We start from the raw sequence: 22,847 nt of genomic DNA on the forward strand, positions 1-22,847 counted from the left end.
CAGCCGGAATACAACAAGCAATGCGGCATCTTTCATCGAACCCTCTTCAGGGTAGGTTACTGCTCGAAGAATGCGTCCACTTCATCCAGGAATTTCTGCTTGGCCTGCGCGTCGAGGAAAGACGCCGCAAAGCTGTTGCGCGCCAGCTGGTACGCATGATTCTTGTCCAACGGCAAAGCCTCGAACATCTGCAGGAAATTCTCGTTCACATAACCGCCGAAATATGCCGGATCGTCGGAATTGACGGTGACAACAAGACCGGCATCCAGCAGCTTCAGCATATTGTGGTCGGCAACCTTGTCGAACACGCGCAGCTTGATGTTGGACAGCGGGCAAACGGTCAGCGGCATTTTCTCGCGCGCCAGGCGCTGCGTCAGTGCCTGGTCTTCCAGGCAGCGCACGCCGTGGTCGATGCGTTCGACCTTAAGCAGGTCGAGCGCCGTCCGGATGTACTCCGGCGGTCCCTCCTCGCCCGCGTGCGCTACCAGGCGCAGCCCGAGTTCCTTGCAGCGTGCGAAGACACGCGCAAATTTTTCCGGCGGATGGCCGCGCTCGGAAGAATCCAGTCCCACACCGATGAACTTGTCGCGGTGCGGCATGGATTGCTCCAGCGTTTCGAATGCCGCCTCTTCCGACAGGTGGCGCAGGAAACACATGATCAGCGCCGAACTCATTCCCCATTCGGCCTGTGCATCCTTGAGCGCACGATGGATACCGTTGACGGCGGTCGCGAAGGGAACGCCGCGGTCGGTATGCGTCTGCGGATCGAAAAAGATTTCGGTGTGGCGGACATTGTCGGCACGCGCGCGTTGCAGATAAGCCCATGTCATGTCGTAGAAATCCTGCTCCTTCAGCAGCACGCTCGCGCCCGCATAGTAAATGTCGAGGAAAGATTGCAGGTCGGTGAACGCATAGGCGCGCCGCAGATCCTCGACCGAGGTGTAGTTCAGCTTCACCTGGTTGCGCTCGGCCAGGGCGAAAATCAGTTCAGGTTCGAGCGAGCCTTCGATATGCATGTGCAGCTCGGCCTTGGGCATCTGCTTGAGGATCTCGCGTAGTACAGCATCCATTTTCCCGTCCTCCTTTTACCGTGAATTATGCTGCGATTGTACGGTAACACAGGCCGGATGCGGGAACTGCCAATAGCGCGCAGCAATGCCACACGGATGCCCTTACATGGTCGCGCCCCGGCCTCCGTCTGCGTGCGTCTTCTCCCATGCCTCCTGGCACGGCGCGCAGCGTTCGGCGGTCGGCTGCACCTTCAGCCGCTCGTACGGAATTTCCGTTTCGCAGGTAACGCAATCGCCGTAGGTGCCGTTTTCCAGGCGGATGCGTGCCGCCTCGATCGCTCGCAGCTCGACGATGTCGCGCGTGATCGCCGCATTGCCAAGATCGACCGCGAGGTTGGCGAAGGACGAGTCGCCGGGGTCCGGCGCTTCCGTCGCGACATCGAGGTAATCGTCCTGGTCGCTCACCTCGCGATCCAGCTCTGCGCTGAGTTCCTTGAAGCGCTCATTCAGCATCTGTTTAAGTTCGGCAAGTTGCCCATTGCTCAGGTTTGACATGGCGTGCCTCTTGGAATGACGAATTGATCAATGCCGCCGGGGGCGGCGCATGGTCCTTTCAGCCGGGCCGCATACCGGGCTGCTGCCTCAGGCGCCACCATGCCGCAAGGGCAAGGCCGACGCCGAACATGATGGCGGTGACGATACGCGGCCGGATTGCAGCGCTCGTGTACAGGCTTGATTCGAAAACCGGGCCGGGAAGGCCTTGGCGTTCCAGCAGATCCGGCCCCGGGTGGTGCAGGCTGTTCTGGGTACGATCCCTCGCCGGCGTTCCGCTCTTTTGCTGGCGGAACATGAAGCGCTTCATGTAGCTGTCCATCGTGCGCGGTGCGTAGTGCGCCGTCGAGGACGCCAGCCGGGCGGTCCCGCCGACAAAAATATCGCGCTTGAAATTCTCGGCGGCATACAGGATCGCGTCGGCGGCGATGTCGGGGGCATACACTGGCGGCGGCAGGCGCGGCTCGACTTCCATGTAGTTCTTCGCATGCTCGACGAACATCGTATCCAGGGCTGCCGGCTTGATGAGCGTCACTGCCACCGGTGCCTTGTCCTCTTCCAGCTCCAGCCGCAGGGAATCCGTGAAGCCCTTGACCGCATGCTTGGAAGCAGCGTACATGCCCTGCAGCGGCAAGGCATGGTCGGACACTTCGCTGCCGATATTGATGATCGCCCCGCCGTGCTGCCGGAGATGTCTGGCCGCAATCAGCGAGCCATGCACCACACCCCAGAAATTGGTCTGGAACAGGCGCCGCTGGTCCTCCATGGAAATATCCTCGGTCCTGCCGAAGATCGAGATGCCGGCATTGTTCACCCAGGTATCGAATCCGCCGAAGCGATCAATCGCCGCCTGCGCCACCTTGTGCATATCCTCCTCGATCCCGACATCGGCAACGACATGGACCACCTCGGTGCCGCGCCTGGTGAGTTCGAACGCGAGCTGCCGCAATGCATCCTCGTTACGCGCCACGAGCACCAGCTTTGCGCCGCGCCGGGCTGCCTTGCGCGCGGTCGTCAGTCCGATGCCGCTCGTGGCACCGGTGATCACGATGACCTGTTCTGCAATCCTTTTCAGCTGCAATTTCATGTCGGCGCTCCTTTCCGCTATCGCCACAGCGAAAAACATGCCTGCATCGCAGGCTGGTTGCTCCCGGTGCAAGCACGGAAAACCGGCCTTGCCGCTGCAATTTTTACCGCGTGCATGCGCGATTTTTCATCGCCACCCGTCTTCCCGATTCGGTACTACAATCAGTCAGTACGGCAAGCGCAATGCAATAAGAAGCCCCATCCGGACCGTTTCCGGCATAAGGCAGGAGAATCGCAATGAACTTTCCGAGAAATCATTTCGGCGTACCGCAATACCCCGGCCACGATGCGCGCCGCCTTTTCGTCCTCCTGTCCGCCATCGACCTCCTCGAACGACCGACCGTCTCCGCCATCGCCGACCTGACCGGCCATGACCGGGAAACCATCGACGCCGAGGTTCAACGCTTGCGGGAAGAGTTCGGTGTCGTCCTGCACAAGGTGGGCGACATTTACCGCATCGAATCCTGGGGCGAGGTGCTGAAGAAGAACGGCGTCAAACGCTATCTCAAGGCCTGACGCCAAGCCCCACCCGCCGCGCACCAAAAAAGTGCATTTCGTGTAGACTCGCCTCCTTTGGCCAGCTTTCGTCAACGGAGTACTGATTGACCAGGTTTTTCGATGTACTACGGGGCGTCCTGCCCCGTCCCATGGCCGTCAGCGGCATCGAACGCGTACGCGCCTGCTGGCAGTCGCCTTCGTGTTCAACAATGCCGCGCGATCGTCACCGTCGAATTCGACACAGAACTCGAGGAAGCCTGATCGCTGCGCTATACCTAGGCCGCCTCACCGAGGCGGCGGAAGCGGCCTGAGTTGACCGATATCAATGGTGCCACGCCGGCTGCTGCGCCCTCGATCCTGAACATGCCAACCAGCCCTGCCAGCTTCGCGGCCTGATCCTGCAGGCTTTGCGCAGCGGCGGCGGCCTCTTCGACGAGCACCGCGTTCTGCTGCGTTCCCTTGTCCATGGCGGAAATCGCGCCGTTGATCTGGCCGATGCCGAGCGTCTGCTCCTGGCTGGCGGCAGCAATTTCTCCCATGATGTCGGTGACCCGCTTGATGCTGTCGACGATTTCCCGCATCGTATCGCCGGCCTCCGTCACCAGTTTCGAGCCCGACTCCACCTGCTCCACCGACTCGCCGATCAGCGCCGCGATTTCCTTCGCCGCGTTCGCCGAACGCTGGGCAAGCGAGCGGACTTCCGCCGCGACGACCGCAAACCCCTTGCCCTGCTCTCCCGCCCGGGCAGCCTCGACAGCGGCATTGAGCGCGAGGATATTGGTCTGGAAGGCGATTCCGTCGATCACGCTGATGATCTCGACCACCTTGCGCGATGCCCCCTGGATGGCATCCATGGTATCGACCACCTGCGCCACGACACTGCCACCTTTGATCGCAACCTCCGAGGCCGACGCGGCAAGGACGTCGGCCTGACGGGCGTTGTCGGCATTCTGTTTCACCGTTGCGGTGAGCTGCTCCACGGAGGACGCGGTCTGCTCCAGCGAACCGGCCTGCTGCTCGGTGCGCTCCGACAGGTCGCGGTTGCCGTTCGCGATCTCGCCGGAGGCCGTTGCGATGGCGTCCGTGCCGGCGCGGACCTGGCTGACGATCTCGACGAGGCTGTCGCGCATGTCCTTCATCGCCGCCATCAGGCTGTCGCGGTCGCCCGGCTTCGTGACGACGTCCACCATGAGGTCGCGTCCGGCGATGCGGCGCGCAATGTCGCGCACCGCATGCGGTTCGCCGCCCAGTTGCGCCAGGAGGCCGCGCGTGATGAGGATGCCGATGACGGCACCGATCAGGATGGCAATCCCCGCAACCGCCGCCACGACCACTTCCGAACGCGCGGCGAATTCCTCCGCACGCTTGCTTTGCTCGTCCACATCCTTCTGCGCCGACTTGAGAACGATGTCGATGTCGGCGACGATTTTCCGCCGCAGCGGGCTGCATTCGTTGACGAGGAATTCTCCGAACTCCTGCATCTTCTGCGCCTCGCGATAGAGCCGCGGACGCTTCAGCTCCTCGGCCATTTTCAACAGGCCGTCGCGGGTCCGCTCGAAGTCGGCGTTGCCCTGGAAGTGCGGCGCCAGCACAGCCAGCGCGTCGAGGTAGACCGCCTTTTGCTGGTCGAGGATGTCCAGCTCCCGGCGAGCATCGGCCTCGTTGGTGAAGACCAGGGCGTTGCGCGCTGCCAGGCCTGTCTGCGCAAGGGCTTCGCGGGCAACGTACAGACGCTCCAGCTTTTCGACCCGCACCGCGTTCTGCGCGCGGATGACGCCGGCGACCTGTTCCGTCTGCACGACGGCAAGAATGGCCAGGGCCAGGATAAACAGCACGACCGAGCCAAAACCAAGCGCCAGCTTGGTTCCTATCTGCATGTTCGAATGAAAGGGCATGATGATGTCGTTAAAAGTTGACCGGGCGATGCCCAGGAAAAAACTGGCGAAAAAACGTTTTCCGATGAGAAATGCTAAACTGCCTTCCGGTACGTTTCGATATGTGTTGTTCAAAAGCGATACTAAATCGGACAAAACACGTATCCCTTCGTACAAGTCGCATTCCGATCAAGGACATGGACCATTTTTCCCCGCTGCTCACGCAGTTCGGCTTCACCGCGACACTGTTCTTTCGCGGCGAGTTCTGCGGTGCCAACGAATTCCGCGCTTCCGATGGCTACGGCCAGCTCCACCTCGTGCGCGGCGGACGCGTCATCATGCACCACGGAGATCGCCCGCCGATCGAAGTCGATACGCCTGCCCTCGTTTTCTATCCCAGGCCGCTCGACCACCGGCTGGTCGTGCCGCCGGACTCCCGCGCCGAACTGCTGTGCGCCAACCTGGTGTTCCGCCATCCACAACGGAATCCCCTTGCTACCTCGCTGCCCGACGTCATCCGGATTCCGCTGGACGCCATCAAGGGACTCGGCCCCACGCTGCTGATGATGTTCGAGGAAAGCGCGGGCGAGAACGCGCTCGGCCGGCACTTCATCCTCGACCGGTTGTGCGACGTGCTGGTCATTCATGTCATCCGTCATGCGCTGGAATCCGGGCACGTCAAGACCGGAACGCTGGCAGGCCTGTCCGAACCCAGGCTTGCAGCGGCATTGCAGGCAGTGCACGCCAATCCCGCCCGTCCGTGGACGGTAGAGGCGATGGCCAGGCTGGCCGGTCTTTCGCGAACTGGCTTTATCACCCGGTTTCGGGCGGTCGTAGGCACAACGCCGGCGGACTACGTGCAGAACTGGCGACTGGACCTGGCGCAGACGTACCTGAAAGATCGGCGCTCGGTAAAGGATGTCGCGCGTGCGATCGGCTATGCCAACCAGCCCGCGTTCACGCGCGCTTTCGCCGCGCGATTCGGCGTGGCGCCAACGGAGTGGATGAAACAGGCAACCGCTCCGGCCTGAGCGCCGCGAGGAAATCTGTCTATACTGGTCTCATGGCAATCAAGGGCAAGGCGCGACGGCCGCTGCGTTGTCTGCAGGCAAGACGTGCTTCGCTGTCGCATCTGCCGCTTCCAGTCACTTACGGAACCGGAAAGGACCAGTCATGAAACGCCAAGCCTCCCGCAAGGGCGATGTGAAAAAGGCCGTCCAGAAGGATGTCCCCGCCAGTCCGTTTGCCGGCCGTCCGCTTGACGGCAGCCAGTACATCGATGTGGTTGAAGAGCAAGAATATGCCGATCGCCGACCGACGGAGGAAGAACAGCGTCCGCGTTTTTCCTACCTGCATGACGTCAAGCCAATGAAGAACTGACGGATGCTCCGGGATTACCGGGCGGGCCGTGTTGGCGGTTTCGCACTCTGCCCGGTGATGCGATACAACTCCAGTTCCGCTCCGCTTTCCGGCGGGTGCATCTCATCGTATTCCGGGCTGTGTTCGATCTGGTCCTTCGAGGCGTTCACGAACACTGTCCGGTCTTCCCAGCTGACACGGTCGATCTGGTTCGGCGCAATCAGCACATGTTTGCCCAACAGCCATTTGCGCGTATCTACCGCCATAAGCTGGATAGACCAGTCGATGTGGTCGAACAAGAAGTCTTCGACATGCCCGATCTGCTTGTCCGTGGCATGGATGTGGTAGCCGACCACTTCGCTGCAACTGCGCAGGTGCGGATCAGCGCGGGTATGCTCCTCCTCCAGCCGCTTCCGGATCGCCAGCACATCGGCCGGCTCCATTGGCTTTTTCTCGATCACACCGGGATACACGGCTGAACCGCGATGCGGCCCCGCCCAGTAGAACGGGAAGCCGTAGTAGGTATTGAATTCTTCCTCGTGCTGGCGCTCGACGGGCTTGGCAGTATCGATGCTCGGGCTGTTCCGGATCTGCTGCATTGTCAGGTCGACGCGCAGCGCGCGACGGTCCCACTCCTCGTCCAGCACCGACATTGGCGACAGCAGGACATCGAAGCCGTTGGGCCAGCCGCCCGTATTGACGACCAGGTAGCGGATCACCCACTCGGCATCATCAAAGTACACATCGCGGATGCTGCCCAGTTCCCCGTCGGTGGCGGCAATGGCGAAACCGCGAAGCGCATTGGCACTGTGCAGCATGATGACCTCGAGCGTGTGCTATGGATAAGAAATTAGGTTCCCGGCCAATTCAAAGGTTCCAGCTGCAAATGAAAAGCCCTCCGCATCGGGAGGGCCTGGAATTGGTGCCGGTACCTTTATCTACCGCCGGCTCCGGTACTTACATCTTGTTCTTCTTAGAAAAGTATGTATGCCGCGATGTTAATAAGCTGAAATCTCAATGGTATTGAGATTCATCAACAATTCCGTTGGTGAACTGAAAGGCGACGAAAAACAAAGGGGCGTCCCCGTGAGGAAGCCCCTTCTCGCCGACTGCGCGGCAGGACCGCGCAAGGTAGCGTTTACACCTGCACGCCGTCCGCCACTTCGCGGAACTCGGCAATCTGATCGAAGTTCATGTAGCGGTAGATGTCGGACGCGTTCTTGTCGATCACGCCGATATTCGCCATGTACTCTTCCTTGGTCGGGATCTTGCCGAGCATCGCGCAGACCGCCGCAAGTTCAGCCGAGCCGAGGTAGACGCGCGTATCCAGGCCGAGACGGTTCGGGAAGTTACGCGTCGAGGTCGACATCGCGGTGGAACCCTTGCGGATCTGTGCCTGGTTGCCCATGCACAGCGAGCAGCCCGGCATTTCCATGCGGGCGCCTGTGCGGCCGAGGTTGCCGTAATGGCCTTCGGCGGTCAGCACCTGCTGGTCCATCTTGGTCGGCGGAGCGATCCACAGACGAACCGGGATGTCGCTCTTGCCTTCCAGCAGCTTGGACGCCGCGCGGAAGTGGCCGATGTTGGTCATGCAGGAACCGACGAACACTTCGTCGATCTTGTCGCCGGCGACTTCGGACAGGGTCTTCACATCGTCCGGGTCGTTCGGGCAGGCAACGATCGGCTCCTTGATGTCGGCCAGGTCGATTTCGATGACGGCAGCGTACTCGGCATCGGCGTCGCCCTTCAGCAGTTCCGGCTTGGCCAGCCATGCTTCCATGGCCTTGATGCGGCGCTCGAGGGTGCGCTTGTCCTGGTAGCCGTTGGCGATCATCCACTTCATCAGGGTGATGTTGGACGTCATGTATTCGGCGATCGGCTCCTTGTCGAGGTGGACCGTGCAACCGGCAGCGGAACGCTCGGCGGACGCGTCGGACAGTTCGAACGCCTGTTCGACCTTCAGCTTCGGCAGGCCTTCGATTTCGAGGATGCGGCCGGAGAAGATGTTCTTCTTGCCCTTCTTCTCGACAGTCAGCAGGCCCTGGCGGATCGCGTACAGCGGGATCGCGTTGACAAGGTCACGCAGGGTGACGCCCGGCTGCAGGTCGCCCTTGAAGCGGACCAGCACCGATTCCGGCATGTCGAGCGGCATGACGCCGGTCGCGGCAGCAAACGCCACCAGGCCGGAACCTGCCGGGAAGGAGATGCCGATCGGGAAGCGGGTGTGCGAGTCGCCGCCGGTGCCGACGGTGTCGGGCAGCAGCAGGCGGTTCAGCCAAGAGTGGATCACGCCGTCGCCCGGACGCAGCGCAACGCCGCCACGGGTCGAGATGAAGTTCGGCAGCGACTGGTGCATCTTGACGTCGACGATCTTCGGATAGGCTGCGGTGTGGCAGAAGGACTGCATCACGAGGTCGGCGGAGAAGCCCAGGCAAGCCAGGTCCTTCAGCTCGTCGCGGGTCATCGGGCCGGTGGTGTCCTGGGAGCCGACGGTGGTCATCTTCGGTTCGCAGTAGGTGCCTGGACGCACGCCCTTGCCTTCCGGCAGACCGCATGCGCGGCCGACCATCTTCTGCGCCAGCGAGAAGCCCTTGCCGGAATCGGCCGGGTTCTGCGGCAGGCGGAACAGCGTGGACGGCGGCAGGCCGAGCGATTCGCGCGCCTTGGCGGTCAGGCCACGGCCGATGATAAGGGGAATACGGCCGCCGGCACGGACTTCATCGAAGATCACGTCGGACTTGACCTTGAATTCGGCAATGACTTCACCGTTCTTCAGGGCCTTGCCTTCGTACGGACGCAGTTCGATGACGTCGCCCATTTCCATCTTGTTGACGTCGAGTTCGATCGGCAGCGCGCCGGCATCTTCCATCGTGTTGTAGAAGATCGGAGCGATCTTGCTGCCGAGGCAGACGCCGCCAAAGCGCTTGTTGGGGATGAAGGGGATGTCTTCACCGGTGAACCAGAGCACGGAGTTGGTCGCGGACTTGCGGGAAGAACCGGTGCCGACCACGTCGCCGACGTAGGCGACCAGGTTGCCCTTGGTCTTCAGTGCTTCGAGTTGCTTGATGGGGCCGACCTTGCCCGGCTCGTCCGGGTTGATGCCGGGGCGTGCGTTCTTCAGCATCGCCAGCGCGTGCATCGGGATGTCGGGACGGGTAGTCGCGTCCGGAGCGGGCGACAGGTCGTCGGTGTTGGTTTCGCCGGAGACCTTGAACACGGTCAGGGTCATGCTCTGCGGGACTTCCGGACGGGAGGTGAACCATTCGGCGTCGGCCCAGGATTGCAGCACGGCCTTGGCGTTGGCATTGCCCTTGTCGGCCAGTTCCTTGACGTCGTGGAAGTAGTCGAACATCAGCAGGGTCTTCTTCAGGCCCTCGGCAGCGACGCCGCCGACAGCTGCATCACCCAGCAGGTCGATCATCGGCTTGATGTTGAAACCGCCGAGCATGGTGCCCAGCAGCTTGGTAGCCAGTTCGCGCGAAACCAGCGGGCTCTTCTCGGTGCCCTTGGCAACCGCTTCGAGGAAGGCAGCCTTGACCTTGGCGGCATCGTCCACACCGGCGGGGACGCGGTTGGTCAGCAGGTCAACGAGGAACTGCTCTTCGCCTGCCGGCGGGTTCTTCAGGAGTTCCACCAGATCCTTGGTCTGCGCCGCGGATAGCGGGAGCGGAGGAATGCCGAGGGCCGCCCGTTCGGCGACATGGTTACGGTACGCTGCTAGCATGTGTGTGCTCTTCCAGTTTGGTTATTGAAAAGATAAGGAAAAATCCTGACCTGCCTGTTCTGGCGTTATTGTACTCGAACAACTCTTCTATAAGACATAAGACTTAACAAGAAAGTCGGGAATTTTTTTCGAAGATCGGACCAAGCATTGCCAAAGCGGCAATTTGCCGGCTCCTCGCAACGGCCATGTTCGATTCGCGCAGCCGGGAAAGTTCCAGGCATCAACACTTTTGAAGCGTAAATGGCAAAGCCGCCTCCAGCCTATTGTGCTGGGGCGGAATTCGATCAGTTTGAACGGGGAATGACGAGAATGCGCCGCAGGATCGCGGCGCGGGGAAATGGATGAGTTACATGCCGGATGCCGCGACCCGTGGCGCCTGGAATCCCTTTTCGCGCACCGCTGCGCTGCCGAGCACGAGCCTTACGTCCGATGCATCGGACGCATTGCGCGACCGCGAATTGTTGACCAGCGCGGGCGGATGCGCGAACAGCTTGCTCAGACGTTCGGCATCTTGCTCGAAACCGTCGCGGTACAGGATGACGGTACGGCGCTGCGCACCGGGCGTCATGATTGTAGTCCTGGACACGGTCACGCCGGATTTCTCCAGTTGCGAAGTAACGTCTTTGACAAATCCCTCAACGCCTGTGCCGTCCGTAATCTCGATACGCATGGTTGCCGCAGCCTGAGGTGCCACCGGCGCCTGCTCGACGGGAGCTGCAGCCGGCGCGGCCGCTGGCGGAGCTTCGGAAACCTGCATCGGTGCCGCATCCTGAAGCGCAGCCGCCGCTTCCTGCACTTCGAGCGTCAGCCTGGCAACTGGAGCAATGCGCTGGAGGACAGTTGAGCCAGCCGTGACAAAAACCGGGGCATCCGGATCGGCTACGGTCGCGACAGGCGTAGTGACGGCTTGTTCGGCCGGGACAGCAGCCGCGGCGACCGGCACGAGTGCACTTGCTGGAGGCGCAGCGGGTAAAACAAGCGGCTGGGTGCCGACATACCAGAGCAGGAGCCCGAAAGGTGCGAGCATGAGCAGCTCGAAGGCTGTCCAGTTCTGTTTGGCACTCGCCGTTGCGGTCGTCGATTTCATGGTTACACCTGTTGTTGAAAGTGTTCGGGCTATCCGGTCGCCGAACATGCTGTTGAACCGCCGGCGCAGCAGGATACGGCCTGCCGCCGGCGTATAGCCGACACGGCGCGTCGCGGTCAATCGGTCGTCGAACATGCGTACCTGTTTGCCCTGCCGGCGAACGCCGTCCCTGGCTAGGGTGACAGCATCCGGACTGAAGTCAATAGAAGGAGCCGTGCGTTGCGGTTATCAGGCAACGCGCGATGCGGGGATCGCTTCCCCTGTGGCGGGACGGAGGAAACGCCTGGCGCCGGCCATTATGGATGCCGTACTGCAACATTACAATAGCCGGAATCAAGGAATTCGGAAATGGCTGGCAAGCGCGGAGTCAGCCGCCGTCACGCTCTCCCGGCCCCAAGCTGCGCCTGTCCATGCCGGTATAGGCATAAGGAATAGCAGGTGGCATCGGTCCCTTGATCCGCCCGCCCTGCATCCGTTGTTCCCAGGCATGGGCGAGGATGCCGACGGCACGCGACAGGACGAACAGCCCGCGCCCGAGCTCAGCGGCAAAGCCAAGTTCGGAGAAGACAACCGCGGTCGCACCATCGATGTTCATCGGGATACGCTTGCCGGTCCGCCGAGCCAGCGCCTCTTCCACCGCCAACCCGATGCGAGCGTAATGTCCGCCGACCGCTCCATCGTTACGCGCATTCTCTACCAGGTGCAGCAGCTTCGGAGTACGCGGGTCGATGGGATGGAAACGGTGGCCGAAGCCGGGAATGATCTTGCCATGTTCGGCGATGTAGCCGTCGAGTACGGAATCGACCGCAGCGGCAAGGTCGATCCCACTCTCGGTCAAGGCGCCTATCTGCTGGTAAATCTGCATGCACTGCTGCCCTGCCCCGCCGTGCACGTCGTCGAGCGCATTGATGGCCGACGCCATCGCGCCATTCAGGGGCAGCCCGCAAGTGACCGCCATGCGCGAAATCGCGATCGACGGTGCTTGCGGCCCGTGATCCACGCTTGCGACCAATGCCGCTTCCAGCAGCGCCGCCTGTGCCCGCGTAGGCAGGTCCCCGCGCAGCATCAGCCAGATCATTTCCGGAAAGCGAATTTCCCCAATGAGGTCCTCGATCAGATAGCCGCGGATGTTGATCTTGCCAGGATGGATGTCGATGATCCCGGTCGTCCACCAGGACGATGCTTCCTGCAACAATTGTTCGGCTGTCTTCGCACTCATACCGCACCTGCCTTTTTCAATGTTTCGATCTCGTCGATGGAATAGCCGAGCTCCTTCAGTAACGTCTCGGTATGTTCGCCCAGGCGCGGCGGCGGAAGTGCCGAGCCGGAATCCATCCCATCCATCCTGAACCCGGCGCGCGCCAGGGTCACCGGACGTCCGACTCCCGGTACCTCCTCGAATGTGCGCAGCAGCCTCCGGTGCTGCACCTGGGGATGCGCAAGGGCTTGCGGCACGGTCAGCACGCGGCCAGCAGGCACGCCCGCCTGATTGAGCACCGCCTCCCACTCCTCGGCCGTCCGCTTAGCCAATCCTTGTTCGATCTCTTCGGTAAGTGCAGCCCGATAGCGCTTGCGGTCCTCTCGTTCGGAAAAGCGCGCATCGGAAACGAGATCCTCCCGACCAATCGCTTTCGCCAGCGCCACGAACTGCTCCTGCTTGTTGGCAGCAATGTTGAGCAAGCCCTCCCCAGTGCGGAAGGCGCCGGAAGGTGCGGCAGTGAAATTGTCATTGCCAAACGGACGTGGCACTTGCCCCGCCACCAGGTAATTCGACACGACCCATCCCATTGTCACAATAGTCGCGTCCAGCATGGCCACATCGATAAACGCCCCCTCGCCCGTCGTTGCCCGCCGAAGCAGCGCCGACGCGATGGCAAACGCCCCCGTCAGGCCACCAATCGAATCGGCGACCGGATACCCCACCCGCAGCGGTGCACTGTCCTCGTCGCCGGTGATGCTCATGGCGCCTGACAAGCCCTGAACGATCTGGTCGTAGGCCGGCGCATCCTTGAGTGGGCCATCCTGGCCAAAACCGGATATCGCACAGTAGACCAGCCGCGGATTCTGCCTCTTCAACGCTTCATATCCGAGCCCAAGTCTTGCCATGACGCCGGGCCGAAAGTTCTCGACAAGCACGTCGGCCGTAGCGACTAGTCGGCGCAATACTTCCTTTCCGGATTCCGATTTCAGGTCGATGGTCATCGACCTCTTGCCAGCGTTCTGTGCGAGGAAGGAGGCTCCCATCCGCTCTGCATTCAGCGTCGTGTCAGCACCCAGCTGGCGCGCGAGGTCTCCGTCAAGTGGCATCTCGACCTTGATCACATCCGCGCCCTGCAGCGCCAGCTGGTATGCGCAGAATGGCCCGGCCAGGACGTTGGTCAGGTCCAGCACGCGTATTCCCTGCATTGCGTTCGTCATCAAGGAAACCTCCAAAAATGTAGCGTCTAACAGAACAGTGTTCTATTATTCACCATCGGTCTGGCGACTTCAACCGGTTGCCACTACGACACGAACAATGGACGAAACGAGATGGAGATCCGATGAATAATGACGGTGTTGCGGCCGTCGACCGGGCGCTGACGATCCTCGACGCCTTTACAGCCGATGACCGTGGCCTGACCTTGAGCGAAATATCGCGCCGTACCGGCCTGTACAAGAGCACCGCCCTGCGCTTGGCCGAGTCGCTGGAAAAATTCGGTTACCTGCGCCGTGACGACGAGGGGTACTACAAGCTTGGGGCTAAGCCGCTCTATCTCGGCACGCTCTACCAGCGCCAATTCCGCACCGCCGACTGCGTGCCGAAGGCACTTAGGGAAATTGCAGGGGAACTGCGTGAAAGCGCCTCTTTTTTTGTCCGGGATGGCGACAAGCGCGTGTGCCTGCACCGCGTGGATGCGCCGCGGGCGGTGCGCGATGCGATCAGCGAAGGAGACCGATTGCCAATCGACGTAGGTGCATCGGGGCATGTGATCCTTGCCTTTGGCGGCCACTCAGGACGACGTTACGACGAGATCCGGCAGACCCTGCACGCCGCATCATACGGAGAGCGCGACCCGGAAACAGCAGCGGTCTCATGCCCCGTGTTTGGCATTCACCAGGAATTTGCGGGAGCGCTCACAGTGTCCGGCCCGCGCTATCGCATCGAAGAAATGACGGTGGAAGAAATTCTGCCAGTCCTCTACAAGCATGCACGCGACCTGACGCGTCAGTTCGGTGGCAACCCCGGCGTGTACCCAGCCGAGCAAGTGTAGTCACACAACCAAGGTAGCATTGAAGAGGCACAAACCCGTGCGCCCCTTGGCGGCAGAGCGATGATTTCGCCATCGTGGAATGGCGGAAATAAATTTCATCGCTGCAAAGCAAAAAGCCCCGCCTTCGTTCGAAGGAGGGGCTCATGCGAATAACAAGCCTGACGATTACCTACTTTCACACTGGTTGCAGCACTATCATCGGCGCGACGTCGTTTCACGGTCCTGTTCGGGATGGGAAGGGGTGGGACCAACGCGCTATGGTCATCAGGCATAACTTGTAGCGTTGCATGTATTGCCGTTGCTGCTGGCGGATACAAACAACTCAATCTGGGAAGAAGCAGTAGTTAGGGGTACTACAAATTGGCGGGTGTGATTGAACAGTCATTCACACGCTTACTTGCCTATACCTTGCTAAGGTTATAGGGACAAGCCGCACGGGCAATTAGTATCAGTTAGCTTAACGCATTACTGCGCTTCCACACCTGACCTATCAACGTCCTGGTCTCGAACGACCCTTTAGGGAGATCAAGTCTCCGGGAAGTCTCATCTTGAGGCAAGTTTCCCGCTTAGATGCTTTCAGCGGTTATCTCTTCCGAACTTAGCTACCCGGCAATGCCACTGGCGTGACAACCGGTACACCAGAGGTTCGTCCACTCCGGTCCTCTCGTACTAGGAGCAGCCCCCCTCAAACTTCCAACGCCCACGGCAGATAGGGACCAAACTGTCTCACGACGTTTTAAACCCAGCTCACGTACCACTTTAAATGGCGAACAGCCATACCCTTGGGACCGGCTACAGCCCCAGGATGTGATGAGCCGACATCGAGGTGCCAAACTCCCCCGTCGATATGAACTCTTGGGAGGAATCAGCCTGTTATCCCCAGAGTACCTTTTATCCGTTGAGCGATGGCCCTTCCATACAGAACCACCGGATCACTATGTCCTACTTTCGTACCTGCTCGACTTGTCAGTCTCGCAGTTAAGCACGCTTATGCCATTGCACTATTAGCACGATGTCCGACCGTACCTAGCGTACCTTCGAACTCCTCCGTTACACTTTGGGAGGAGACCGCCCCAGTCAAACTGCCTACCATGCACTGTCCCCGATCCGGATAACGGACCAAGGTTAGAACCTCAAACAAACCAGGGTGGTATTTCAAGGTTGGCTCCACGGCAACTGGCGTCACCGCTTCAAAGCCTCCCACCTATCCTACACAGATTGGTTCAAAGTCCAATGCAAAGCTACAGTAAAGGTTCATGGGGTCTTTCCGTCTAGCCGCGGGTAGATTGCATCATCACAAACACTTCAACTTCGCTGAGTCTCGGGAGGAGACAGTGTGGCCATCGTTACGCCATTCGTGCAGGTCGGAACTTACCCGACAAGGAATTTCGCTACCTTAGGACCGTTATAGTTACGGCCGCCGTTTACTGGGACTTCAATCAAGAGCTTGCACCCCATCATTTAATCTTCCAGCACCGGGCAGGCGTCACACCCTATACGTCCACTTTCGTGTTTGCAGAGTGCTGTGTTTTTATTAAACAGTCGCAGCCACCAGTTTATTGCAACCCCTTCACCCTCCTGGCGCAGGCCAGTCAAGCTACAAGGGCGTACCTTATCCCGAAGTTACGGTACCAATTTGCCGAGTTCCTTCTCCCGAGTTCTCTCAAGCGCCTTAGAATACTCATCTCGCCCACCTGTGTCGGTTTGCGGTACGGTCTCGTTAGACTGAAGCTTAGAGGCTTTTCTTGGAACCACTTCCGATTGCTTCGCGGCATAAAGCCGCTCGTCCCAACCCCTTGAATTACGCGCCCGGATTTGCCTAAGCGCCTTCTTTGAGTTAGGAACCGGGACATCCAACACCCGGACAACCTTCCGCGATCCGTCCCCCCATCGCATCTAACGACGGTGCAGGAATATTAACCTGCTTCCCATCAGCTACGCATCTCTGCCTCGCCTTAGGGGCCGACTCACCCTGCTCCGATGAACGTTGAACAGGAAACCTTGGGCTTACGGCGTGCGGGCCTTTCACCCGCATTATCGCTACTCATGTCAGCATTCGCACTTCTGATACCTCCAGCATCCTTTACAAGACACCTTCGCAGGCTTACAGAACGCTCTCCTACCATATGCTTACGCATATCCGCAGCTTCGGTGACTGGCTTAGCCCCGTTACATCTTCCGCGCAGGACGACTCGATCAGTGAGCTATTACGCTTTCTTTAAAGGATGGCTGCTTCTAAGCCAACCTCCTGACTGTTTTAGCCTTCCCACTTCGTTTTCCACTTAGCCAATCTTTGGGACCTTAGCTGGCGGTCTGGGTTGTTTCCCTCTTGACGTCGGACGTTAGCACCCGGCGTCTGTCTCCCAAGCTCGCACTCATCGGTATTCGGAGTTTGCAATGGTTTGGTAAGTCGCGATGACCCCCTAGCCATAACAGTGCTCTACCCCCGATGGTGATACTTGAGGCACTACCTAAATAGTTTTCGGAGAGAACCAGCTATTTCCAAGTTTGTTTAGCCTTTCACCCCTACCCACAGCTCATCCCCTAACTTTTCAACGTTAGTGGGTTCGGACCTCCAGTACCTGTTACGGCACCTTCATCCTGGCCATGGGTAGATCACTTGGTTTCGGGTCTACACCCAGCGACTGAACGCCCTATTCGGACTCGATTTCTCTACGGCTTCCCTATGCGGTTAACCTTGCCACTGAATGTAAGTCGCTGACCCATTATACAAAAGGTACGCAGTCACCCCTTGCGAGGCTCCTACTGTTTGTATGCACACGGTTTCAGGTTCTATTTCACTCCCCTTCCGGGGTTCTTTTCGCCTTTCCCTCACGGTACTGGTTCACTATCGGTCGATATCGAGTATTTAGCCTTGGAGGATGGTCCCCCCATGTTCAGACAGGGTTTCACGTGCCCCGCCCTACTTGTCGCAAGCTTAGTTCCACACCAGGGATTTCGTGTAAGGGGCTATCACCCTCTATGGCCGCACTTTCCAGAGCGTTCCACTATCGCTGATGCTAAATCTTGCAGGCTGTTCCCATTTCGCTCGCCACTACTTTGGGAATCTCGGTTGATTTCTTTTCCTGCAGCTACTTAGATGTTTCAGTTCGCCGCGTTCGCTTCCACACACCTATGTATTCAGTGTGGGATGACCCAAAGGGCCGGGTTTCCCCATTCGGAAATCTGCGGATCAAAGTGTGTTTGCTCACTCCCCGCAGCTTATCGCAAGCTACTACGTCCTTCATCGCCTGATATCGCCAAGGCATCCACCATGTGCACTTATTCGCTTGTCCCTATAACGTTAGCTTCTCTTGCGAGAAACGCTATAGAGCTTGAGTTTGCGTGCCGTATTCCAGACTACTCGCATTGCTGCGAGAACTCTTTCATACATATGATTGATACAATCACAACCCACCAGTCGCAACCAACACGTCATCACAACGCATCAGCTACAACTGATAAATTCTTTACTACTTCTTCCAGATTGTTAAAGAACAAAACAGCCTATTGATCGTAAAAGATCAAACCTAAATTAATGGAGCGGGAAAAGAGTCTCGAACTCTCGACCTCAACCTTGGCAAGGTTGCGCTCTACCAACTGAGCTATTCCCGCATTGAAACTTAGGTTTGATTTTTCCGCGAAGTGGTAGGTCTGATTGGACTCGAACCAACGACCCCTACCATGTCAAGGTAGTGCTCTAACCAGCTGAGCTACAGACCTACTGCGGCTGTCTTTGATAACACACCGATAAGTGTGAACGCTTGATTTGGATGCGAACTCTAGAAAGGAGGTGATCCAGCCGCACCTTCCGATACGGCTACCTTGTTACGACTTCACCCCAGTCACGAATCCTACCGTGGTAAGCGCCCTCCTTGCGGTTAGGCTACCTACTTCTGGTAAAACCCGCTCCCATGGTGTGACGGGCGGTGTGTACAAGACCCGGGAACGTATTCACCGCGACATGCTGATCCGCGATTACTAGCGATTCCAACTTCATGCAGTCGAGTTGCAGACTACAATCCGGACTACGATACACTTTCTGGGATTAGCTCCCCCTCGCGGGTTGGCGGCCCTCTGTATGTACCATTGTATGACGTGTGAAGCCCTACCCATAAGGGCCATGAGGACTTGACGTCATCCCCACCTTCCTCCGGTTTGTCACCGGCAGTCTCATTAGAGTGCCCTTTCGTAGCAACTAATGACAAGGGTTGCGCTCGTTGCGGGACTTAACCCAACATCTCACGACACGAGCTGACGACAGCCATGCAGCACCTGTGCGCCGGTTCTCTTTCGAGCACTCCCAGATCTCTCCAGGATTCCGACCATGTCAAGGGTAGGTAAGGTTTTTCGCGTTGCATCGAATTAATCCACATCATCCACCGCTTGTGCGGGTCCCCGTCAATTCCTTTGAGTTTTAATCTTGCGACCGTACTCCCCAGGCGGTCAACTTCACGCGTTAGCTGCGTTACCAAGTCAATTAAGACCCGACAACTAGTTGACATCGTTTAGGGCGTGGACTACCAGGGTATCTAATCCTGTTTGCTCCCCACGCTTTCGTGCATGAGCGTCAGTGTTATCCCAGGGGGCTGCCTTCGCCATCGGTATTCCTCCACATATCTACGCATTTCACTGCTACACGTGGAATTCTACCCCCCTCTGACACACTCTAGCCGTGCAGTCACAAATGCAGTTCCCAGGTTAAGCCCGGGGATTTCACATCTGTCTTGCACAACCGCCTGCGCACGCTTTACGCCCAGTAATTCCGATTAACGCTTGCACCCTACGTATTACCGCGGCTGCTGGCACGTAGTTAGCCGGTGCTTATTCTTCCGGTACCGTCATCCACCCAGGGTATTAGCCCAGGCGATTTCTTTCCGAACAAAAGTGCTTTACAACCCGAAGGCCTTCTTCACACACGCGGCATTGCTGGATCAGGGTTGCCCCCATTGTCCAAAATTCCCCACTGCTGCCTCCCGTAGGAGTCTGGGCCGTGTCTCAGTCCCAGTGTGGCTGGTCGTCCTCTCAGACCAGCTACTGATCGTCGCCTTGGTAGGCTTTTACCCCACCAACTAGCTAATCAGATATCGGCCGCTCCAGGAGCATGAGGTCTTGCGATCCCCCACTTTCATCCGTAGATCGTATGCGGTATTAGCTAGTCTTTCGACTAGTTATCCCCCACTCCAGGGCACGTTCCGATATATTACTCACCCGTTCGCCACTCGCCGCCAGGATTGCTCCCGCGCTGCCGTTCGACTTGCATGTGTAAGGCATGCCGCCAGCGTTCAATCTGAGCCAGGATCAAACTCTTCAGTTCAATCTCTGTTGTGGCATTGCTGCCAGGTTCCGAAGAACCGTCGCTCACTCAAAATACTGACAGGTATGTTCTTGTGAACTTACCTATATTTTTTTTGTGAGCACTTAATGTTTTAAGTTCTACGCTGAGTCACCCCAGCGCCGCACTTCCACCAAGCGCCCACACTTATCGGCTGTTATTTTTTAAAGAACTCATTTCACTTGCCTTACCATTTTCTCCACCTGATTAATGCGTTGTGATTAATCACTATGCGGCGGTAATTCAAGACCGTTTTCGCTCTCGGAACCGACTCGTCTGAATCGCTTCGTTGCTGCGTGTTGCTCAACGGGAGGCGAACTATAGCAAGCCGTTCGGGAGTGTGCAAGGTTTTTTTCTGTCACCCAAATTAAATTCCATAAAGACAACTCAGAAAATCCGCGCCCATCGATTGCAAAACAAGACATACGATGCCCTCTCGACCATGTATGCACTGCAATAGTCCCCTATGAAGGAACATAACTTGCCCCTACAGTCTGCATGTCGTGAATGCTCAGCCTTTATTGAACGGCTTCTGAACGGCTTCTGAATGGGGACTTGCGATCAATGAAACGATTGGCCAGTTTCCACTTTCACTCGCACAACTCACTCCGCAAAGATCGTTACGGACGACTATCGCATAATGCGTCCGGGGCAACGCGCTCCACAGGTTCTCCTGCTTGGCCAAAGTTAATCCGTGCCACCCATAGGCCATGCAGACTTTGCAGTGGGACGACGCACTCTCCAGACGACATTCCATGGTTGCGCGCCCAGCGCCGAATGTATTCATCGGTGCTCCAAGTTCCTGGTGACACCTTGGCTCGATGTGTGACGTTGTTTCCCATAACTTTTACCCCCAAACTATACGAACACATGTATGGCCACATTCATGACGAACAAGGGCTTGCGAGGGAAAGATTTCAACTTCGAGTTGCCGGAACAACGTGAGATGCCATGAAAAGTGCAGTTTCAGGCGAAGCATGCTGCTTTCACCTTGAGAACGAAGAGAGCCAAGTCGATCGGTGCTTGGAAAAGATTTGGCGGAGGCGGTGAGATTCGAACTCACGGAGGGCGTAAACCCTCGCTGGTTTTCAAGACCAGTGCCTTAAACCACTCGGCCACACCTCCGGTCTGGGAATGCATCGATATGCGGGGCGGCAAAGAACTTGCCTTGATCGATGCAGACCGGATTATACCTGACTCCCCCTGCACTGCCCTGCCCGCCGGGAAATTTAGTTGAGGAACATCTGCTGCAAGTCGTTCAGGAAACGTCGGCCCAGTTCCGTTGGACGGATGATTTTGTGATCGCGATACAGCAATCCTTTTGCCTCGGCTTCGTTGAGCGACTTTTCAATTGCGTTGAGCGTCAGGCCGGTGCGCTCTGCAAACAGATTCGGCTCGAACCCGCCATTCAGTCGCAGCGCATTGAGCATGAACTCGAATCCGAGGTCGCCACGTCCGATCTCGAATTCCTCCTGAATCTGGCCTCCAAGTTTCACCTGCTCCAGATAAGCCTTCGGCTGCTTGTAGCGCATCTGGCGCACGATGCGATGAGGGAAGGAAATCTTGGAATGCGCGCCTGCGCCGATGCCCAGATAGTCGCCAAACTCCCAGTAATTGAGGTTATGCCGCGCATGCCGCCTGGGCTTCGCGTATGCAGATACCTCGTAATGCTGATAGCCCGCCTCCTCCGTGATCTGCTGGATCATGTCCTGCATCTCGGCACTTGCATCGTCATCGGGAACTACCGGCGGATACTTCGCGAAATAGGTGTTTGGCTCGAGCGTCAGGTGGTAGAGCGACAGGTGCGGCGGTGCGAAGCCGATCGCGGTGGAGACATCCTTGCGAGCCTCGTCGAGAGATTGCGTCGGCAATGCATACATGAGGTCGAGGTTGAAATTGTCGAAATTGGCATGCGCGATCTCGACGGCACGCCTGGCCTCGCTGTCGTCATGGATGCGGCCAAGTGCTTGAAGATGGCGGGAATTGAAACTCTGGATGCCGATCGACAACCTGTTGATGCCGCTTGCACGGTAAGACTTGAACTTCTCGGCTTCGAATGTGCCCGGATTCGCTTCCATCGTTATCTCGGCTGCGCCGTCGAGCGGAAGCAATGTGCGGATATCCGACATCAGCCGGTCGAGCCCCGCTGCCGACATGAGGCTGGGTGTGCCGCCGCCGATGAACACCGTATAGACCTTGCGCCCCCAGATCAGCGGCAATGCACTTTCCAGGTCGCTGCGCAATGCGGCCAGATATTCGTCTTCCGGAAAACCGTTCTTGACCTCGTGCGAATTGAAATCGCAGTACGGGCACTTCCTCACGCACCAGGGAAAATGGATGTAGAGGGACAACGGAGGCAAGGCCGTCAGGTGCAGCGCGCCTGGCTTGAGGAAGGCGCTTGCGGCGTCCACAGGCGTTGCTGCGCTACTGCCGGAATGGATGGGCTTGATTGGAATCATCGAAATTTTTCAACGAGCGAGCGTAGTGCCTTGCCCCGGTGCGACAGGCCATTCTTTTCTTCTGCAGTCAGTTCGGCAACGGTCTTGCCGAGAGTGGGCAGCCAGAAATAAGGGTCGTAGCCGAATCCGCCTTCACCGCGGGCCTCGGCAATGATTTCACCATCCCAGCGGCCTTCGGCAATCACCGGTTGCGGATCGTCGGCGTGTCGCACGAATACGAGCGCGCAGTAATAGTAGGCTGACTTGTCGACGTGCGGTTCCAGGTCGGCGATCAATTTTTCATTGTTGCGCGCGTCGGATTTCGGCTCGCCGGCATAGCGTGCCGAGTACACGCCGGGTGCGCCACCCAAGGCTGTAACGCACACGCCTGAATCGTCCGCGAGCGCCGGCATGCCGGTCAGGCGTGCGGCATGACGCGCCTTGGCGAGCGCATTCTCGACGAAGGTGATGTGAGGTTCTTCCGCCTCGGGCACATTGAATTCACCCTGGGCGTGGACGTCGAAGCCGACGGTGGCGAGCAGCTCGCGGAATTCCTTCAGCTTGCCAGCGTTGTTGGATGCGAGTATGAGTTTGCGAGTCATGGAATACTGAAAAGACAAGCGGCGCCAGCAC

15 protein-coding genes, 3 tRNA genes and 3 rRNA genes are annotated in these 22,847 nt (G+C 58.5%); 4 read left to right on the plus strand and 17 right to left on the minus strand.

All coding sequences use genetic code 11. The annotated features are described in order from the left end of the window. Positions 1-56: 56 nt before the first annotated feature. From AC3WOY_RS03930 to AC3WOY_RS03940, 3 genes are all read right to left on the minus strand, one after another. Positions 57-1,070, minus strand: a complete 1,014-nt coding sequence (locus AC3WOY_RS03930) for an adenosine deaminase (RefSeq protein ID WP_492421060.1) — start codon at positions 1,068-1,070, stop codon at positions 57-59. A gap of 102 nt (positions 1,071-1,172) precedes the next feature. After that, positions 1,173-1,565, minus strand: a complete 393-nt coding sequence (locus AC3WOY_RS03935) for a TraR/DksA family transcriptional regulator (RefSeq protein WP_492421061.1) — start codon at positions 1,563-1,565, stop codon at positions 1,173-1,175. Positions 1,566-1,623: 58 nt separating this feature from the next. After that, positions 1,624-2,649 (minus strand): SDR family oxidoreductase, encoded by a 1,026-nt coding sequence (locus AC3WOY_RS03940; RefSeq protein WP_492421062.1) that lies wholly within the window; start codon positions 2,647-2,649, stop codon positions 1,624-1,626. A 236-nt stretch (positions 2,650-2,885) separates the two neighbouring features. On the opposite strand from AC3WOY_RS03940, the gene AC3WOY_RS03945 reads away from it, so the two are divergent. After that, positions 2,886-3,164 carry a winged helix-turn-helix domain-containing protein gene (locus tag AC3WOY_RS03945; protein WP_492421063.1) on the plus strand — a complete coding sequence of 93 codons (279 nt, stop codon included), beginning with the start codon at positions 2,886-2,888 and terminating at the stop codon, positions 3,162-3,164. A 257-nt stretch (positions 3,165-3,421) separates the two neighbouring features. Here AC3WOY_RS03945 and AC3WOY_RS03950 read toward each other — a convergent pair whose 3' ends face one another. After that, the gene (locus AC3WOY_RS03950; RefSeq protein WP_492421064.1) at positions 3,422-5,041 is read right to left on the minus strand and encodes a methyl-accepting chemotaxis protein; all 1,620 of its coding nucleotides are present in this window, start codon (positions 5,039-5,041) and stop codon (positions 3,422-3,424) included. Between the two features lie 176 nt (positions 5,042-5,217). Here AC3WOY_RS03950 and AC3WOY_RS03955 point away from each other — a divergent pair, with 176 nt between their 5' ends. Both AC3WOY_RS03955 and AC3WOY_RS03960 read left to right on the plus strand, forming a co-directional pair. Then, entirely contained in the window at positions 5,218-6,051 is an 834-nt protein-coding gene (locus AC3WOY_RS03955; RefSeq protein ID WP_492421065.1) for an AraC family transcriptional regulator, read from the plus strand. 142 nt (positions 6,052-6,193) lie between these two features. Further along, positions 6,194-6,400 (plus strand): hypothetical protein, encoded by a 207-nt coding sequence (locus AC3WOY_RS03960; RefSeq protein WP_492421066.1) that lies wholly within the window; start codon positions 6,194-6,196, stop codon positions 6,398-6,400. Positions 6,401-6,414: 14 nt separating this feature from the next. On the opposite strand, the gene AC3WOY_RS03965 is transcribed toward AC3WOY_RS03960, so the two are convergent. The 5 genes from AC3WOY_RS03965 to AC3WOY_RS03985 form a co-directional block, all read right to left on the minus strand. Next, positions 6,415-7,197, minus strand: a complete 783-nt coding sequence (locus AC3WOY_RS03965; protein ID WP_492421067.1) for a PRC-barrel domain-containing protein — start codon at positions 7,195-7,197, stop codon at positions 6,415-6,417. Positions 7,198-7,517: 320 nt separating this feature from the next. Further along, the gene (locus tag AC3WOY_RS03970; RefSeq protein ID WP_492421068.1) at positions 7,518-10,103 is read right to left on the minus strand and encodes a bifunctional aconitate hydratase 2/2-methylisocitrate dehydratase; all 2,586 of its coding nucleotides are present in this window, start codon (positions 10,101-10,103) and stop codon (positions 7,518-7,520) included. Positions 10,104-10,449: 346 nt separating this feature from the next. Then, positions 10,450-11,325, minus strand: coding sequence for a LytR C-terminal domain-containing protein (locus AC3WOY_RS03975; RefSeq protein WP_492421069.1), 876 nt, complete (start codon positions 11,323-11,325; stop codon positions 10,450-10,452). Between the two features lie 232 nt (positions 11,326-11,557). Next, the gene (locus AC3WOY_RS03980; protein WP_492421070.1) at positions 11,558-12,409 is read right to left on the minus strand and encodes a citryl-CoA lyase; all 852 of its coding nucleotides are present in this window, start codon (positions 12,407-12,409) and stop codon (positions 11,558-11,560) included. After that, positions 12,406-13,608: a CaiB/BaiF CoA transferase family protein gene (locus AC3WOY_RS03985; protein WP_492429179.1), complete on the minus strand. Its 1,203-nt coding sequence runs from the start codon at positions 13,606-13,608 to the stop codon at positions 12,406-12,408. Before AC3WOY_RS03985 ends, AC3WOY_RS03980 begins: the two co-directional genes overlap by 4 nt. Before the next feature lie 122 nt (positions 13,609-13,730). On the opposite strand from AC3WOY_RS03985, the gene AC3WOY_RS03990 reads away from it, so the two are divergent. Beyond that, positions 13,731-14,441: an IclR family transcriptional regulator gene (locus AC3WOY_RS03990; RefSeq protein WP_492421071.1), complete on the plus strand. Its 711-nt coding sequence runs from the start codon at positions 13,731-13,733 to the stop codon at positions 14,439-14,441. A 156-nt stretch (positions 14,442-14,597) separates the two neighbouring features. On the opposite strand, the gene rrf is transcribed toward AC3WOY_RS03990, so the two are convergent. The 8 genes from rrf to rdgB all read right to left on the minus strand — a co-directional run bounded on the left by rrf (position 14,598) and on the right by rdgB (position 22,816). Next, positions 14,598-14,710: ribosomal RNA gene (gene rrf, locus AC3WOY_RS03995) — 5S ribosomal RNA — on the minus strand. Between the two features lie 152 nt (positions 14,711-14,862). Continuing rightward, positions 14,863-17,737 (minus strand): 23S ribosomal RNA (locus tag AC3WOY_RS04000). Between the two features lie 243 nt (positions 17,738-17,980). Beyond that, a tRNA-Gly gene (locus tag AC3WOY_RS04005) sits at positions 17,981-18,056 on the minus strand. Positions 18,057-18,087: 31 nt separating this feature from the next. Continuing rightward, positions 18,088-18,164 (minus strand) — tRNA-Val (locus tag AC3WOY_RS04010). Positions 18,165-18,227: 63 nt separating this feature from the next. After that, positions 18,228-19,758: ribosomal RNA gene (locus tag AC3WOY_RS04015) — 16S ribosomal RNA — on the minus strand. The 16S, 23S and 5S rRNA genes sit together here with 2 tRNA genes alongside, the layout of an rRNA operon. A gap of 1,053 nt (positions 19,759-20,811) precedes the next feature. Beyond that, positions 20,812-20,901, minus strand: a tRNA-Ser gene (locus AC3WOY_RS04020). 104 nt (positions 20,902-21,005) lie between these two features. After that, positions 21,006-22,235, minus strand: a complete 1,230-nt coding sequence (hemW, locus tag AC3WOY_RS04025; RefSeq protein WP_492421072.1) for a radical SAM family heme chaperone HemW — start codon at positions 22,233-22,235, stop codon at positions 21,006-21,008. After that, positions 22,232-22,816 (minus strand): RdgB/HAM1 family non-canonical purine NTP pyrophosphatase, encoded by a 585-nt coding sequence (gene rdgB / locus AC3WOY_RS04030; RefSeq protein WP_492421073.1) that lies wholly within the window; start codon positions 22,814-22,816, stop codon positions 22,232-22,234. Before rdgB ends, hemW begins: the two co-directional genes overlap by 4 nt. Between the last annotated feature and the right edge of the window lie 31 nt (positions 22,817-22,847).

The sequence above is a fragment of the Noviherbaspirillum sp. FW303-A3 genome (assembly GCF_058788695.1).

What these genes read in the sequence shown, in the direction of transcription:
- AC3WOY_RS03930 (WP_492421060.1), bottom strand. Translation starts at nt 1,070, where the DNA reads ATGGATGCTGTACTACGCGAGATCCTCAAGCAGATGCCCAAGGCCGAG.
- AC3WOY_RS03985 (WP_492429179.1), bottom strand. Translation starts at nt 13,608, where the DNA reads ATGACGAACGCAATGCAGGGAATACGCGTGCTGGACCTGACCAACGTC.
- AC3WOY_RS03965 (WP_492421067.1), bottom strand. Translation starts at nt 7,197, where the DNA reads ATGCTGCACAGTGCCAATGCGCTTCGCGGTTTCGCCATTGCCGCCACC.
- AC3WOY_RS03950 (WP_492421064.1), bottom strand. Translation starts at nt 5,041, where the DNA reads ATGCCCTTTCATTCGAACATGCAGATAGGAACCAAGCTGGCGCTTGGT.
- AC3WOY_RS03975 (WP_492421069.1), bottom strand. Translation starts at nt 11,325, where the DNA reads ATGTTCGACGACCGATTGACCGCGACGCGCCGTGTCGGCTATACGCCG.
- hemW (WP_492421072.1), bottom strand. Translation starts at nt 22,235, where the DNA reads ATGATTCCAATCAAGCCCATCCATTCCGGCAGTAGCGCAGCAACGCCT.
- AC3WOY_RS03955 (WP_492421065.1), top strand. Translation starts at nt 5,218, where the DNA reads ATGGACCATTTTTCCCCGCTGCTCACGCAGTTCGGCTTCACCGCGACA.
- AC3WOY_RS03970 (WP_492421068.1), bottom strand. Translation starts at nt 10,103, where the DNA reads ATGCTAGCAGCGTACCGTAACCATGTCGCCGAACGGGCGGCCCTCGGC.
- AC3WOY_RS03940 (WP_492421062.1), bottom strand. Translation starts at nt 2,649, where the DNA reads ATGAAATTGCAGCTGAAAAGGATTGCAGAACAGGTCATCGTGATCACC.
- AC3WOY_RS03960 (WP_492421066.1), top strand. Translation starts at nt 6,194, where the DNA reads ATGAAACGCCAAGCCTCCCGCAAGGGCGATGTGAAAAAGGCCGTCCAG.
- AC3WOY_RS03935 (WP_492421061.1), bottom strand. Translation starts at nt 1,565, where the DNA reads ATGTCAAACCTGAGCAATGGGCAACTTGCCGAACTTAAACAGATGCTG.
- AC3WOY_RS03980 (WP_492421070.1), bottom strand. Translation starts at nt 12,409, where the DNA reads ATGAGTGCGAAGACAGCCGAACAATTGTTGCAGGAAGCATCGTCCTGG.
- AC3WOY_RS03990 (WP_492421071.1), top strand. Translation starts at nt 13,731, where the DNA reads ATGAATAATGACGGTGTTGCGGCCGTCGACCGGGCGCTGACGATCCTC.
- rdgB (WP_492421073.1), bottom strand. Translation starts at nt 22,816, where the DNA reads ATGACTCGCAAACTCATACTCGCATCCAACAACGCTGGCAAGCTGAAG.
- AC3WOY_RS03945 (WP_492421063.1), top strand. Translation starts at nt 2,886, where the DNA reads ATGAACTTTCCGAGAAATCATTTCGGCGTACCGCAATACCCCGGCCAC.